Source organism: Nonomuraea jiangxiensis (genome assembly GCF_900099965.1).
GTDB classification, from domain to species: Bacteria; Actinomycetota; Actinomycetes; order Streptosporangiales; family Streptosporangiaceae; genus Nonomuraea; species Nonomuraea jiangxiensis.
The window spans coordinates 268,112-282,425 of record NZ_FNDJ01000014.1 but is presented as its reverse complement, the minus strand read 5'-3'; the positions used below and the strand labels follow the sequence as shown (position 1 = coordinate 282,425).

The 14,314-nt window shown below is 71.6% G+C and carries 14 protein-coding genes; 8 read left to right on the top strand and 6 right to left on the bottom strand.

What is annotated here, in order from left to right; translation table 11 throughout:
- The first annotated feature begins 197 nt into the window (after positions 1–197).
- Together BLS95_RS30255 and BLS95_RS30250 are read left to right on the top strand one after the other, a co-directional pair.
- Entirely contained in the window at positions 198–1,184 is a 987-nt protein-coding gene (locus BLS95_RS30255; protein ID WP_176993444.1) for a rod shape-determining protein, read from the top strand.
- A complete protein-coding gene (locus BLS95_RS30250) occupies positions 1,181–1,756 on the top strand; it encodes a DUF421 domain-containing protein (RefSeq protein WP_090938837.1) in 576 nt (191 codons plus the stop codon). The genes BLS95_RS30255 and BLS95_RS30250 overlap by 4 nt, the downstream gene beginning before the upstream one ends.
- A 40-nt stretch (positions 1,757–1,796) precedes the next feature.
- On the opposite strand, the gene BLS95_RS30245 is transcribed toward BLS95_RS30250, so the two are convergent.
- Positions 1,797–2,126: an STAS domain-containing protein gene (locus tag BLS95_RS30245; protein ID WP_090938834.1), complete on the bottom strand. Its 330-nt coding sequence runs from the start codon at positions 2,124–2,126 to the stop codon at positions 1,797–1,799.
- Between the two features lie 147 nt (positions 2,127–2,273).
- On the opposite strand from BLS95_RS30245, the gene BLS95_RS30240 reads away from it, so the two are divergent.
- A complete protein-coding gene (locus tag BLS95_RS30240; RefSeq protein ID WP_090938830.1) occupies positions 2,274–2,720 on the top strand; it encodes a hypothetical protein in 447 nt (148 codons plus the stop codon).
- Between the two features lie 13 nt (positions 2,721–2,733).
- On the opposite strand, the gene BLS95_RS30235 is transcribed toward BLS95_RS30240, so the two are convergent.
- The 4 genes from BLS95_RS30235 to BLS95_RS30220 are packed head-to-tail and all read right to left on the bottom strand — an operon-like array spanning position 2,734 to position 6,315.
- A complete protein-coding gene (locus tag BLS95_RS30235; RefSeq protein ID WP_245765373.1) occupies positions 2,734–3,948 on the bottom strand; it encodes an ABC transporter permease in 1,215 nt (404 codons plus the stop codon).
- The gene (locus tag BLS95_RS30230; protein WP_281250048.1) at positions 3,945–4,661 is read right to left on the bottom strand and encodes an ABC transporter ATP-binding protein; all 717 of its coding nucleotides are present in this window, start codon (positions 4,659–4,661) and stop codon (positions 3,945–3,947) included. The genes BLS95_RS30235 and BLS95_RS30230 overlap by 4 nt, the downstream gene beginning before the upstream one ends.
- Positions 4,658–5,800: an efflux RND transporter periplasmic adaptor subunit gene (locus BLS95_RS30225; protein ID WP_090938827.1), complete on the bottom strand. Its 1,143-nt coding sequence runs from the start codon at positions 5,798–5,800 to the stop codon at positions 4,658–4,660. The genes BLS95_RS30230 and BLS95_RS30225 overlap by 4 nt, the downstream gene beginning before the upstream one ends.
- A complete protein-coding gene (locus BLS95_RS30220; protein WP_090938824.1) occupies positions 5,800–6,315 on the bottom strand; it encodes a hypothetical protein in 516 nt (171 codons plus the stop codon). The genes BLS95_RS30225 and BLS95_RS30220 overlap by 1 nt, the downstream gene beginning before the upstream one ends.
- Positions 6,316–6,461: 146 nt before the next feature.
- On the opposite strand from BLS95_RS30220, the gene BLS95_RS30215 reads away from it, so the two are divergent.
- Together BLS95_RS30215 and BLS95_RS30210 are read left to right on the top strand one after the other, a co-directional pair.
- Positions 6,462–7,118 carry a response regulator transcription factor gene (locus BLS95_RS30215; RefSeq protein ID WP_090938821.1) on the top strand — a complete coding sequence of 219 codons (657 nt, stop codon included), beginning with the start codon at positions 6,462–6,464 and terminating at the stop codon, positions 7,116–7,118.
- Positions 7,115–8,371, top strand: coding sequence for a sensor histidine kinase (locus BLS95_RS30210; protein ID WP_090938818.1), 1,257 nt, complete (start codon positions 7,115–7,117; stop codon positions 8,369–8,371). The genes BLS95_RS30215 and BLS95_RS30210 overlap by 4 nt, the downstream gene beginning before the upstream one ends.
- Here BLS95_RS30210 and BLS95_RS30205 read toward each other — a convergent pair.
- Positions 8,368–9,543, bottom strand: a complete 1,176-nt coding sequence (locus BLS95_RS30205) for a hypothetical protein (protein ID WP_090938815.1) — start codon at positions 9,541–9,543, stop codon at positions 8,368–8,370. The two genes, BLS95_RS30210 and BLS95_RS30205, sit on opposite strands and share 4 nt — an antisense overlap.
- Positions 9,544–9,649: 106 nt before the next feature.
- Between BLS95_RS30205 and BLS95_RS30200 the strand changes: the two genes are divergently transcribed.
- From BLS95_RS30200 to BLS95_RS30190, 3 genes are all read left to right on the top strand, one after another.
- Positions 9,650–10,483, top strand: coding sequence for an NAD(P)H-binding protein (locus BLS95_RS30200; RefSeq protein WP_090938812.1), 834 nt, complete (start codon positions 9,650–9,652; stop codon positions 10,481–10,483).
- Between the two features lie 154 nt (positions 10,484–10,637).
- Positions 10,638–12,500 (top strand): protein kinase domain-containing protein, encoded by a 1,863-nt coding sequence (locus BLS95_RS58160; RefSeq protein ID WP_245765372.1) that lies wholly within the window; start codon positions 10,638–10,640, stop codon positions 12,498–12,500.
- Positions 12,500–14,149, top strand: coding sequence for a serine/threonine protein kinase (locus BLS95_RS30190; RefSeq protein WP_245765381.1), 1,650 nt, complete (start codon positions 12,500–12,502; stop codon positions 14,147–14,149). Before BLS95_RS58160 ends, BLS95_RS30190 begins: the two co-directional genes overlap by 1 nt.
- The last annotated feature ends 165 nt before the right edge of the window (positions 14,150–14,314 follow it).

Here is a 14,314-nt window from a genome sequence, read left to right as displayed (position 1 = left end):
GCCTTACGTCGCGGCGTGGCGGACACCGCACCGCTTGCCCACCGGCTCCGCCCGGCGAAAGCCGAGCTGCGCGACTCGACCGGTACAAGGCGATCGGGGTCGAACGCATGGTAAAGCGGACTGGTCGCGTTCCTGGTGTTGTGTTGGAGGAGCTCCGGAAATACACCCCGCATGATGCTCCAGCCCCCGGTACCGCAATGAGCCTTCTCGGTCGTGACCTGGCGATGGACCTGGGCACGGCCAGCACCCGCATCTACGTCAAACGCAAGGGCATCGTGCTGGACGAGCCCTCCGCCGTCCGGCGCGACAGCAACACCGGCAAGGTCATCGGGTTCGGTACGGAGGCGGCCGACGGCGCCGACGACACCGAGGCCGAGACGTGCTGGCCGGTCAACGGCGGCCTGCCGGCCGACAATGAGATGGCCCGGCGCATGATCAGGCATTTCCTGCGCAAGGTGCACCGGCATCCGTTCTCCAGGCCGCGCATCGTCATGGCGCTGCCCGAGGACGCGACCCCGATCGCGCAGATGGCGCTGCGCGACATGGCGTTCGAGGCGGACGCCAGGGGGATCCTGCTGTTCCCGCACGCGCTGGCGGCGGCGCTCGGCGCGGGCCTGCCGGTCAGGGACTGCGTCGGCAGCATGGTGATCGACATCGGCTACGACTCCACCAGGATCGCCGTGGTCTCACGCGGGGCCGTCGTCGCGGCCGGCACCGTCCTGGGCGGCGGCCGGGGCGTCAACCGGGCCATCGCCCGGTGGGTGGAGAACGAGTACGGGCTGGTGCTCGACGACGGGGAGGCGGAGGCGGCCAAGCGGGGCGCGGGGCAGCCGCCGTACGAGGAGGTCGTGGTCAAGGGGCACGATCCGGACACCGGCGAGCGGCGCTGGGTGGCGCTGCCCGCGCAGGGGATCCGCGAGGCCGGTGGGCAGCAGGTCGAGTCCATCGCGCGGGCGGCGGTCGAGACCGTGGAGAGCTGCCCCGCCGAGCTGGCCGCCGACCTCAGCGGGCAGGGGGCGGTGCTGATCGGGGGCGGCTCGCTGCTGCGCGGGCTCGGCCGGCGGCTGCGAGCGGCGCTGAGCATGCCGGTACGGCGGGCGGAACGGCCGACGGAGGCCGTCGCGCTCGGACTCGGCCGGTGCGCGGAGGAGCTGGGCCTGATCTCGAAGCTCCGGCGGCGATGAGCGAGGACCTCCTGCACGCCGGGGTCTCCCTCGCCGACAAGGCCGTCAGGACCGTGGCCGTCTACCTCACCGTGGCGGTGCTGCTGCGGATCGCCGGCAAGCGCGGCATCGCCCAGCTCAACAACTTCGACTTCGTGGTCATGTTGCTGATGAGCAACGTGGTGCAGAACGCGATCATCGGCCCGGACAACTCGCTGGTCGGCGGGCTGGCGGGGGTGGTCATACTGGTGGCGTTCAACGCGGTCGTGGTGCGGTTCGCGGCGGAGGTGCCGATGGTCGGCAAGATCGTCGAGGGCGGCCCGATCGTGCTGGCCCAGGACGGGCACTACATCAGGTCGGCGTTGCGCCGGATGGGGCTGCGGCAGGCCGACGTGGACGTGTCGATCCAGCTCAGAGGCGGCACGAGCGTGGCCGACACGAGCGTGGTACGGCTGGAGCCCGGAGGCGCGGTGCTGGTGCGGCTGCGTCCCGAGGAGGAGCCCGCCGAGCGCGGCGACCTGGCGGAGATGCGAGTCCGGCTCGACCGCATAGAACGCAAGCTCGACGCCCTCGCCGCCCGGAACGGCTCCTGACCGGCTCCGGAGCGCGGCCGGAACGGCTCCTGAGCCGATGTCAGTTTCTGATCACCGACAGGCCGGGCTCGTGTTCCCAGCCCGTCAGGTCGAGCAGGCGCAGCGTCAGCGGCGAGGCGGAAGACAGGATCAGCCCGCGCGGCGGCGATAATCGGGCGGCCACCGCGACGATGAGCCGCAATCCGGCCACGTCGATGAAGGTCAGCCCGGACAGGTCGAGCCGGATGTCCCGGTCGTCGGAGGTGAGGGCCCATTCGAGGGCATCCGCCAGCAGACGGCGGTTGCTCCAGTCGATCTCGCCGGAGACCCGCAGCCCGAACGGCTGCGCAACGGGCGTGACACGGGCTGGTTCATGGGTTTCGAAGGTCACGAGCTCTGGTCACACCACCTGGTCCGACAAGGCCGTCCGCTACCCCCTGAGCCGCGATTCATGCCCTGTGCGCGCCCGCGTCCGGCACCGGTCCCGGTTTCCGGAATCGCCGGGCACCTCCAGACGATCCGGGTTATCGTCCGATTGATGCGTGTCCGCCATCACTTTCTCGCCGCGCTGCTGTTGGGCCTCGCGGGCCTGGCATCCTGCGTGGACGCGCAGAAGCCGTCCACCTACGAGGAGGCGGCCAGGCACCTCGAGGCGGACGCCCATACCCTCCTGAACCTGGCCGGAGCCACGTTCCCCGGAACGACCCGGTCGGACCGAAGCGCCTGCCGGCCCGGTCAGGTGCGCCATCTCTTCAGCGCCGAGATCCAGGCGGCCGACGCCTCGGCCGTACTGGTCTCCGAGCTCCAGGCGATGGGCTACACGCAGGTGGCCGACGACCCGGATCTCCGCGACGAGGAGCGGGAGCTGGCGGTGCTGTGGAATGCGAACACCCACCACACCTTCGTCCTGGCCGTCCCCGCCGGGGAGGGCTCCACCGTGCGGATCACCGGCCGGACCGACTGCTACGCCCCCGGCGGTACGTGATCGGCCGCTCCCCCTACGGCGTGGCCAGGGCCTCGGTCGGAGACAGGCGGGAGGCGCGGATGGCCGGGTACAGGCCCGCCACGGCGCCGATGAGCAGGGTGGCCGCCAGACCGCCCGCCGTCGCCCAGGCGGGCACCACCGAGGGCCAGCCGCTGTAGTACGCGTACCCCATCGTCACCCCCATGCCGAGCAGCACGCCCCCGCATCCGCCCAGCGCCGACAGCAGCAGCGACTCCGCCAGGAACTGGGTGCGGACCTGGCCGCGGGTGGCGCCCAGGGAGCGGCGCAGGCCGATCTCCGCCCGGCGTTCCAGGACCGAGATGACCATCGTGTTGGCCACGCCGACCCCTCCGACCAGCAGCGCCACCGCTCCCACCCCGAGCAGGAGGTTCGCGAAGGCCTGGCTGGTCGCCTGCTTGGCGGCCAGGGCGTCGGACGGCCGGGAGACGTCCACCTCGTTCGGCGCCTCCGGGTTGGCCGTGGCGGCCAGGACCTGGCGTACGGCCTCCAGCCCGCTCTCCTCCGAGCGCGTGTAGAGGGTGGTCGGATGGCCGTCGAAGCCCAGTTGGGCCTCCGCCACCGGCCAGCCGACCAGGACTCCGCTGTCCAGGTCCGTGGCCAGCGCCACCGGGGCGAGGACGCCGACCACCGTGAAGCGCACGCCGCCGACCACGACCTGCGTGTCGGGCCCCGCCGCGCCGACGCCGAGCCGCTGCGCCGCGGTGGCCCCGATCACGGCCGCGGGGTAGTGCTCGGTGGCCGCGTTCAGCCAGGTGCCGCTCCGCAGGGTGGCCCCCACCGTGGCGGGCAGGTCGAGGCGGACCGCGTACGCCGACAGGCCGCCGGTCTGGGCCTCCGGGATCCGCTCGGAGCGGTAGACCCTGGCATCGGCGATCTTGCCCGTGGCCGAGGCGGCCTGGACCGGGCCGATGCGCTCGATCATCGCCTCCGCGTCGGTCGGCATCTTGGCCTCCTCGCCCATGAGCGTGGTGCCGGGCGAGACGGTGAGCAGGTTGGTGCCGAGCGCGGAGAGCGTACGGTCGAGTTCGGCGCCCGAGGAGGACGAGAGCCCGACCACGCCGACCATGGCCGCGATGCCGATGGCGATGCCGAGCGCCGACAGGAACGCCCGCAAGGGCCTGGTGCGCAGGCCGACCGCGCCGACCCGCAGCACGTCGCGCAGGCTCATCCTGGCCGGGACCGGCATCGGCCGCTCCACGCCCGTCATGCCGTCACCCCCGATCCGGCGGGCCAGGGCTCGCTCTCGACGGCGGAGTCCGAGACGATCATGCCGTCCCGCATGCGGACCTGCCTGGGCAGGCCGGCGGCGATCTCCCGGTCGTGAGTGATGATCACGATGGTGGTGCCGCCGGCGTTCAGCTCGTGCAGCAGCTCCATCACGCCCGCGCCCGACACCGAGTCCAGCGCCCCGGTCGGCTCGTCGGCCAGCACCAGCGGCGGATCCCCCGCCACGGCCCTGGCGATGGCCACGCGTTGCCGCTCGCCGCCGGACAGCTCGTGCGGCTCGTGGTCCAGCCGGTGCCCGAGACCCACCCGTTCCAGCGCCGCGGCGGCCCGGCGGCGGCGCTCGGGCCGGCCCAGACCGGTGTAGAGCAAGCCGTCGGCCACGTTGTCCAGCGCCGGGATCTTCGCGGCGAGGTGGAACGACTGGAACACGAAGCCGATCGTGGTGGCCCGCAACGCGGAGAGCCTGCCGTCGGAGAGCTGTGACACGTCGTACCCGTCGATGTGGATGGTCCCGGAAGTGGGCCGGTCGAGGGTGCCGACGAGGTTGAGCATCGTCGACTTCCCCGACCCGGACGGGCCCACGATGGCGACCAGCTCGCCGTGCCCGATGCGCAGGGACACCGACCTCAGCGCCGCGACGCCACCCGAGTAGATCCTGGAGACGTCCGTCAGAGCGATCATGGGGAACGTCATCTCGGCATCCCCACGGTCATGCCCGCGGCGAGCCCGTCACCGCTGACCTCGACCCGGCCTCCTGCGAACAACCCCGTCTTTACACCTATATATCTGGACTTGCCGCCTTCGATGACTTCGAGGCCGTACCCGCCCTCCCGCAGCGCCACCAGCGCCGCGACCGGCACCGTGAGCACGTCCTTGCGCTGCGAGGCCGTGAACGTCACGTCCACCGCCGCCTTGTCGAGCCCGCGCGTGGACTTGCCTTCCTTGATCGAGACGAGCGCCTCCAGCCGGGTCTCGGCCTCGTCGTTCTGGCCCTCGCCCGGCTCGATGACCGTGGCGACCTCGGTGACCTTGCCGTTCACGTTCTTGCCGTCCGGCAGGGTGACCTCGACCTTGGCCCCCTTCCTGGCCATGCGCTGGTCCTCGGGCTCCATTCGCACCGTGACGACCTTGGACGTGCCGGTATAGGTGAGCACCCGCTGCCCCGGGGCGGCCGGCTGGCCCTCCTCCGCCTCCAGGCTCTCCACCCGCACCTCGCCCGGGGCGAACACCACCCGGCCCAGCTCGACCACGCCGGTCTCGTCCAGGCCCCGGTCCTCCTGCCACTCCTGTACGGCCTCGGCGGTGTCGTAGGTGTACTCGTCGTCGACCGTGAAGCCGTCATAGCCGAGCTTGCGGAGGTTGCGCTCCAGGTTCTCGACGTCCGTGCCCTCGGTGCCGATCCTGAGGTCGCGGTAGGCGGGCGTGGAGCCGTACATGAGCAGGACCGGCTGGTTGTCCACCCGGTACAGCGGCTTGCCGCGGGTGATCTCCGCGCCGCTGCCGGGCAGCCAGGTGATCGTGCCGGCCCGGCGGCTCACCGCCGTGGTCACCGGGCCGTAGCCGAGCTCTCCGTCGGCCTCCACGGTGTCGTTCAGCGTCTGCCGGGACACCGTGGTGGTGGCCGGGGGCAGGACGCCGGCCGACGGGGACGGGCCGGCGTTCCCGTCGAGCAGGCCCGCGCTGTTGACGGCCACGAGGGCGCCGCCCGTGACGGCCACCACGACCAGGAGCCCGCCGGCCAGCCTGCCCCGGCCCCGCCGCCGGCGGCGCGGGGACGTCGCGTCGGCCTCCACCCTGCCGTCGAGGGTGGACCTGTCGGTCACCTGGTCCATCAGGAACCTGCCATACCGGCGTCGGCGGCCAGCTGCTGGCACTTGTCCTGGGCGGACTCGAAGTCGGGATCCTCGGCGAGGTCGCGGGTGATGCGCATCATGCCACCCTCGGGGTCCGGGTAGCCCTCCACGCCGTTGTCGCGCATGCACTGGGAGAGCTTGCGCAGGTTCTCGGCCATCTTGGGGTCGCCCTGGCCGGAGCGCTGGCCGCTCGGCGCGTACTGCTTGCATGCCTCCTGCGCCTTCTCGACCGCCTCCCTGGGCACGCTCCCGTCGAAGCGCATCCGCAGGCCCTTGCCGGGCTCGGGGTCGGGGACCTCGACGCCGTTCTCGCGCATGCACTGGGCGAACTTGAGGTTGCGCTGGTGCGGGTCCTCGCTCGGCTGGCTGCCGGCCGCGGTCGCGCTCCCGCCGCCGCTGACCGACGCCACGTCCGAGCCGCCCGTGCCGCCTCCGCCGCAGCCTGACAGGAGCAGTGCGGCGGCCGCGAACGCTGTGAGGACGGGTACTCTCATGGATCTTCTCCTCCGTCGAACGGGATGTCATTCGAGGGAGATGCAATACGGCAGCGCGTTTCCCCGGCGTTTCCATCTCTGCTTATTCCGACCAAATGCCCGCTGGGCCACACTCGGCTCTGCAAGCGGACGAGGAAAGGTGGGCCATGCGGGTGCTGGTGGTGGAGGACGAGCGCCTGCTCGCCGACGCGATAGCCGAGTGGCTGCGCGACGAGACCCACGCGGTCGATCTCGCGCACGACGGTGCGGCGGCGCTGGAGCGGATCGCGGTCAACGACTACGACGTGGTCGTGCTCGACCGTGACCTGCCGCGGGTGCACGGCGACGAGGTGTGCCGGGAGCTGGTGGCCTCCGAACGCGACGCGCGGGTGCTGATGCTGACCGCCGCCGCCCAGCTCGACGACCGGGTGACCGGGCTGTCCCTGGGGGCCGACGACTACCTGACGAAGCCGTTCGCGTTCCCCGAGCTGGCCGCGCGCGTGCTGGCGCTGGGGCGGCGTTCGCGCCCGGCGGTGCCGCCCGTGCTGCGGCGGGCCGGGATCACGCTCGACCCGGCGCGCAGGGAGGTGTTCAGGAACGGGCGGTTCGTACCGCTGTCCAAGAAGGAGTTCGCGGTGCTGGCCGAGCTGATGCGGGCGGGCGGGAGCGTCGTCTCGGCCGAGCAGCTCCTGGAGAAGGCCTGGGACGAGCACGCGGACCCGTTCACCGGGGCGGTCCGGCTCACCATCCTCAAGCTGCGCCGCAAGCTCGGCGATCCGCCGGTGGTGGAGACGGTGCCGGGGGTGGGGTACCGGATCGCATGACTTCCCGGCCGGGCCGCGGGCTGCGGCCGCCCCTACGACTGCGGCTGCCGCTGAGGTCGCGGCCGCGGCCGACGTTGCGGCTGCGGCTCACCCTCGTGTACGGCGCCGTCTTCATGCTCGCCGGGCTGACCTTGCTCGGGGTCACGTACCTGCTGTTCAACCAGCAGCTCACCGAGCAGTCCGAGAGCCGGTTCGAGGGGGCGCCCGGCCGGCGCAAGGAGGTCTTCATCGTGAAGGACGGCGTCACGCTCCAGGGCGAGGACGCCATCCGGCTGCTGCGGCAGGAGGCCGAGGTGCTGCGCGACGCCGCCGTCACCTCGCTGCTCACCCAGGGCACCCTTGCTCTCGTCGTGGTGGGCGGGGCCGCGGTGGGGCTCGGGTGGGTGGTGGCGGGCCGGATGCTCGGCCCGCTGCACAAGGTCACCGACACGGCCCGCAAGATCGCCGCGGCCCCCGCCGAGCGCGGGCTGCACGAGCGGATCGCGCTGAGCGGGCCGGAGGACGAGGTCAAGCAGCTCGCGGACACGTTCGACACCATGGTGGAGCGGCTCGACCACTCCTTCGACGGGCAACGCAGGTTCGTGGCGAACGCCTCGCACGAGCTGCGTACGCCGCTGACGCTCAACCGGGCGCTGGTCGAGCTGGCCATGCACCGCCGTACCGCCTCACCGGACGTCAAGGAGCTGGGCGAGAGCCTGCTGGAGATCAACGCCCGGCACGAACGCCTCATCTCCGGGCTGCTCCTGCTGGCCAGGTCCGAGCAGGAGATCGCGGAGCGGTCGCCGGTGGACCTGGCGGACGTGGTCGCCCACGTGACCCGGCAGGTCGCGGCAGACGCCCGCCAGGCCAAGATCACCGTGTACGAGGTGACCGGGCCCGCGCCCACCACCGGGGACGCGCTGCTGCTCGAACGGCTGGTACACAACCTGGTCGAGAACGGCATCCGGTACAACCTGGACGACGGCACCGGGTGGGTACGGGTGGCGAGCCGCACCGTGTCCGGCGGGAAGGTCGAGGTGGAGGTCAGCAACACCGGGCCGAGCGTGCCACCGTACGAGGTCCCGCAGTTGTTCAAGCCCTTCCACCGGCACGCCGCCGACCGGGTGGTCACCGCCCGCAGCGCGGGGCTGGGGCTGTCGATCGTCCGGTCGGTGGCGGTCGCGCACGGGGGCGACGTCAGGGCGCGGGCCCGCGAGGGCGGCGGCCTGATCGTGGTCGCCTCCCTCCCCCGCGGCACCGCGTACCCGCCCTAGACGTTGCGCAGGTACTTGTAGATCAACGAGCCCTTGTACGGGCAGTAGGCCCAGGGGTGCCGCATCTGCGGTAAGTTGCCCCATTTCGAGACGACGACGGCGCCCACAGTGTCGTCCCCGATGCCTGAGTGGTCGTCGCCCTGCCACGACCACCGCAGATTCGCCGGATAGGGCGGACCCCCCGAGAACCACTGGATATAGCTGCCGTCCAGCCAGTAGGAATTGTCGCCCGGGTCGTTCATCCAGTAGTTCCCGAACGGGGAGGTCGAATACCAGGCGAAGGCATGGCAGTTGTAGGTGCGGCTCGCGTTCCTGACGAACGTGGCCAGCGGATAGGCCGCTCGCGTTTGCCGATTGAGCAGGTCGGTCGATGGGGCGTCGAATTCGTCCAGCGCCCAGACGGTGACCGGTGTGCCTTTCGGGGTGTAGATCGTGCTCAGATGGTCGGTGAGCGGTTGCGCGATTTCCCGCGGGCCGGTGGGCTTTTCGGGATCGGCCAGGAATCGCTCGGCATCGCGCATCGCGCGGTCGATCTCGGCCGCCGTGCGGACTTTCGCGTCACGGAGCAGTACGGAGTCTCCCCAGCCGGTGTTCGCCCGGCGGGCGAGGCCGCGGCCGATGAGGACCGCGCTCTGTTCCAGGCCGAAGAGGTCGTAGGTGCTCGGTATGGCCTTCTTGGCGGTGAGGTTCTCGTATGCGGTGCGCAGGGTGCTGTCGAGTTGCCGGGCTGACAGGGTGCGCAGGACCTGCCGCTGGGCGAGCAGCAGCTCCACCTTCCACAGGTCGAAGGCATGGGCGTGGGCCGCCAGGCCGTCGGCGGGCTTGACGTCCAGGCCGGCGTACCGCTCCAGCAGCACCGGGCCGGCGTCGGGGCGGCGCAGCAGTTCGGCGAACCCGCCGAATCGGGCGGCGCACACGTCGAACCCGAACTGGGGGGTGTTGAACGCCAGCACGTCGATCAGCAGCGGATAGTCCAGCACGGTGGTCACCAGGCTTTCCGTGGACATGGACGTGGCCAGGTCCTTGGGTAACTGGGTGACGCGCAGCATGTCGTCGTGCGTCTCCAGCCGCGCCCATTCCGCCGTTTCCGGCCGTACCGGGAACGCGTACGGGCCGGGGTCGGCGGCGGCGTGCCCGGGCCCTGCCGGATACAGCGCGCTGCCGGCGGCCACAGTCGATCTAATCAATCGTCGCGGGCGCCGCAGCCGGATTGTTCATTGGCGTTGCCGCGTCCCTATAGGGAGGAGTACCGATGAGTCCCTGCGTAGAGGAGTACCGATGACGACAGAGCCGATCCTGGTCGTGGGTGCGACCGGCAAGACCGGGCGGCGGGTCACGTCCCTGCTGCGGGGGCGCGGCGCCGACGTGCGTGCGGCCTCGCGCCGCGCTCCGACGCCCTTCGACTGGTACGACACCGCGACCTGGGAGCCCGCCGTGCGCGGGGCGGTGGCCGCGTACCTGGTGGACTCCCAGGGGTCGGACGCACCGGCCCAGTTGCGTGAGTTCGGCGAGCTCGCCCGGGCCGCCGGAGTGCGGCGTCTGGTGCTGCTGTCGTCCCGCGACTGGGCGGTCTCCGGCGGCGAGGAGTATCTCACCGGGGAACGCGCGGTCCAGGAATCGGGCGTGGAGTGGACGATCCTGCGGGCGACCTGGTTCGCCCAGAACTTCAGCGAGGACCCGCTCCTGGCCGACCAAGTGCTGGCGGGCGAGCTCCGGCTGCCCACCGGGCAGGGGCTGGAGCCGTTCATCGACGCCGACGACATCGCCGAGGTCGCGGCGGCCACCCTCGTCGAAGACGGCCACGCGGGACGGATCTACGAGCTGTCGGGTCCGCGGCTGCTGACCTTCGGCACCGCGATCGACGAGATCGCCCGGGCCACCGGGCGTGACATCCGCTATGTACCGGTGACGCCCGAGGAGCACGCGGCACACCTCCTTGGCCGCGGGGAGGACCGTGCGTTTGTAGACCTGGTGAACACGTTGTTCAGCTGGATCCGTGACGGCCACAACGCACACCTGTCGGACGGCGTGCGGCAGGTGCTGGGCCGCCCCCCACGGGACTTCACCGAGTACGTCACCACCACGGCCACCACCGGCGCCTGGAATCCCTGAAGGCCCGCGTCACCGATCGGGCGAACCCCGTTCGCCGCGTCGGCCACGTGGTGATCGGAGGTTCCCTACAGGCGGGGAACTTCACTACAAATCCAGATATGAGTCGCTATCGTACGTAAAGGTCAGCCGCACCCGTCTCAGGAGTCACACTCTCATGGCGCATGTCGAACCGCTGCGGGAGGACGATCCAGCGGCTGTAGGGGTATATCGGCTGCTCGGCCGGTTGGGCGCGGGCGGTCAGGGGACCGTGTACCTCGGTCAGGCGCCTGACGGCCGACGGGTGGCGGTCAAGGTGTTGCGGATTGGTGGCGCGGGGTTAGACGACAGGTTCGCCAAGGAGATCGCCGCGGCGCGGCGGGTGGAGCCGTTCTGCATCGCGCAGGTGCTCGACGCGTCGCCGGGCGAGCGGCCGTACATCGTCACCGAGTACGTCGACGGCCCATCCCTCCAGGAGGCCGGCCGCCACACCGGAGCCGATCTGCAACGGCTCGCCGTCGCCACCGCCACCGCCCTGACCGCCATCCATCAGGCGGGCGTCGTGCACCGCGACTTCAAACCCGCCAACGTCCTGCTCGGCCCCGGCGGCCCCCGGGTCATCGACTTCGGCATCGCCCGGGCCATGGACGACGCCGTGACCCACACCAGCAGCATCGTGGGCACGCCCGCGTACATGGCGCCCGAGCAACTGGCCGGGCAGGCGGTGGGGGCGGCGGCCGACGTCTTCGCCTGGGCTTCGGTCATGGTGTGGGCGGCCAACGAGACGCCGCCGTTCGGTCAGGACACGCTGCCCGCGATCATCAACCGCATCCTGCACAACGAGCCGCAACTGGGGGATCTGCCGCATCCGCTGCGCTCGATCGTGTACGCCTGCCTGGCCAAGGACCCGGCGGCCCGTCCCACCATGCGGGACGTGCTGCTGGGGTTGCTGAACGGCCAGAACCCGGCACCCAACTTGCAGCAGCCACCCATGCAAGGCCAGGGCCAGAGCCAGGGCCAGGGGCTTCCGGGTCCGGGCCATGCGCAAGGGTGGCCGGGGGTGGTGCCGGGCGCGATGCCAGGCCCAGGCCCCATGCCAAGGTCCGGGCCGGGGTCGGTGCCAGGTGCGGCTTACGGCCCCGGCCCGATGGGCGGACCACGGCCGATGGGCGGACCAGGCCCGATGAGCGGACCAGGCCCGATCGGCGGACCAGGCCCGATCGGCGGACCAGGGCCGATGAGCGGACCAGGGCCGATGAGCGGACCAGGGCCGCTGAGCGGACCAGGGCCGCTGGGCGGGTCCGGTAGTGGGCCGCTGGGCGGGTCCGATGGTGGGGCCGGGGTGCGGCGGAGTGGGCGTCGGCGGAGTGGGGCTCGGAGTGGTGTCTCGACAGCCACCGCCGTGGGTGTCGGTCTGTCGGGGGTCCTGGTCGCGACGCTCGTCGGCGGGGTCGTCTGGCTCGCTCCCTGGTCGGAGCGGCCAGGGTCGTCCAGTGCCGCCGCCTCCGCGAGTCCGTCCCCGCAGGCCTCCTCCCAGCCGGTCGCGACCCGTTCGGAGACGAAGCCGCCCAGCAAGCGCACCCAAAAACCCACTCAGAATCCTACGAAGAGCCGCTCCCCCAAGCCCACGGTCACGCCCTCTCCCACTCGCACCCCGAACCGCACGACCCAGCGCCCCACCCCCACCCGAACCACCCAGAAGCCGGCGGCGTCGGCCAAGGTCAGCATTCTCCCGATCGAATTGTTCTCAGGCCCCGGCCAGCCCCGGGACGCCGATTGCTACATGCCTCCCGTGCACTTCCAGGCCAAGGTGGAATCAAGCCGTCCGGGGGTGTGGGTCAAGTACGCATGGGACATCGACGGCAAGACCGTCTTCAGCAGTACATCGTGGGTGCCGAGGGACGACTACACCGCACCCGCGAGCACCTCCCAAAATTACATGCTCGACGCCGGGACCCACACGGTCACCCTGCGGGTCACATCCCCCGGCACGGCCCGCAAGAGCATCTCGGTCAACGTCTGCGCGATGGAAACCTGGTGATGCCGCAAGAGGCCATCGGCCCGTACAAGATCGTCCGGCAGCTCGGGGAGGGCGGCCAGGGCATGGTCTACCTGGCCACCGCCCCCGACGGCACGCTGGTCGCCGTCAAGGTGCTGCGCGAGGGCGTGCCCGGGGACGGCCGATTCGCCAAGGAGATCGCGGCGGCCCGGCGGGTGGAGCCGTTCTGCATCGCCCAGGTGCTCGACGCCTCGCTGGGCGCCCGCCCGTACATCGTCACCGAGTACGTGGAGGGCCCCTCCCTCGCGCAGGCGGGCATCCATGCCGGGGCCGACCTGCAGCGGCTCGCCGTCGCCACCGCCACCGCGCTGGCCGCCATCCACCGGGCGGGCGTCGTGCACCGCGACTTCAAGCCCGGCAACGTCCTGCTCGGCCGCGACGGTCCCCGCGTGATCGACTTCGGCATCGCCCGGGCCATGGACACCGCGGTCACCCGGACCAGCAGCATCGTGGGCACGCCCGCGTACATGTCACCGGAGCAGTTCCTGGGCGCGACCGTCGGCCCGCCCACCGACGTGTTCGCGTGGGGCTCCGTCATCGTGTACGCGGCCACCGGCACCCCGCCGTTCGGCAACGACTCGCTCCCCGCGGTGCTCAGGCGCATCCAGTACGACGAACCGCACCTGGGCCCGCTGCCCGAGCCGATGCGCTCGGTCGTGTACGCCTGCCTGGCCAAGGACCCCGCGGCCCGCCCGGCCATTCAGGACGTCCTCTTCGCCCTCATCAGCGGCACCCCCATGCGGGCGCCCATGCCCCCTCAGGCCCCGGCTCCCATGCAGGCACCGTCGCAGGCCGGCCCGGCCTACCCGCTCCCGCCACCCGGAATGCCCCAATCACCGACCGGGCCAGGCCGGCCGCCGATTCCTCAGCCCGGGCCAGGCCACCCGCCGGTTCCTCAGCCCGGGCCGGGCCACCCGCCGGGCGCCCTCCATCGGACCGGCCCCACGAACCCCGGCCGGCGCGGGCGCCGGGCCACCACGCCCCGCCGCCAGACCACCATCCTCCTCACCGCCGGGACGGCGCTCACCGTGACCGGCGCCCTGGCCGCCGCCTGGTTCTGGTTACCCATCCCGCCGGGCCGGACCAGTACGGCCCCCGCCGCCACGATCCCGGCCCCGACCTCGGCCCGCAGCCCCTCCCCCACCGTGTCCGAAGGCACCAAGGACACCGCGAGACCCCTGCGCCCGCAACACACCCGGACACCCTCGGTGGACGAGACCGCCGCCTCGTCCACCGAGGAGCCCACCCCGACCCGTACCCCCACGACCGCCGGCACCCCCACGAAGAAGTCCACCCCCAAGAGCACCGCGAAGGCGGGCGGCGTGAAGTCGGTGTCGTTCGACTACGAGGGGATCCGGCTCGGAGACTGCTGGCGCAACGACATGAACATCTGGGCCAACGTCTCCGCCACCGGCTCCTTCTCCTACCGATGGCTGCTCAACGGCCAGAACCAGGGCAGGAAGATGAGCGACCCGTCACGAAGGCCCCTGCTCCCCTCCATCGTGTGGAAGCGTTCGGGCACGTACAACGTGGTCTTCGAGATCGTCTCGCCGACGCCCACCCGGAAGAGCTTCAGCGTGACCATCTGCGACTTCGATGAGAGCTGGTACGGAACAACAGAGAGCAGCTAGTGCTCCACCGCAGAGCTACCGTCAGCGGCGCCACGCGGTGGCGTCCCAGTCCCTGTTGCGCGGGCGCGGCGCCGACGTACCTGCGGCCTCGCGCCGCGATCCGACGCCCTTCCACTGGTACGACACCACGACCTGGGAGCCCGCCGTGCGCGGGGCGGTGGCCGC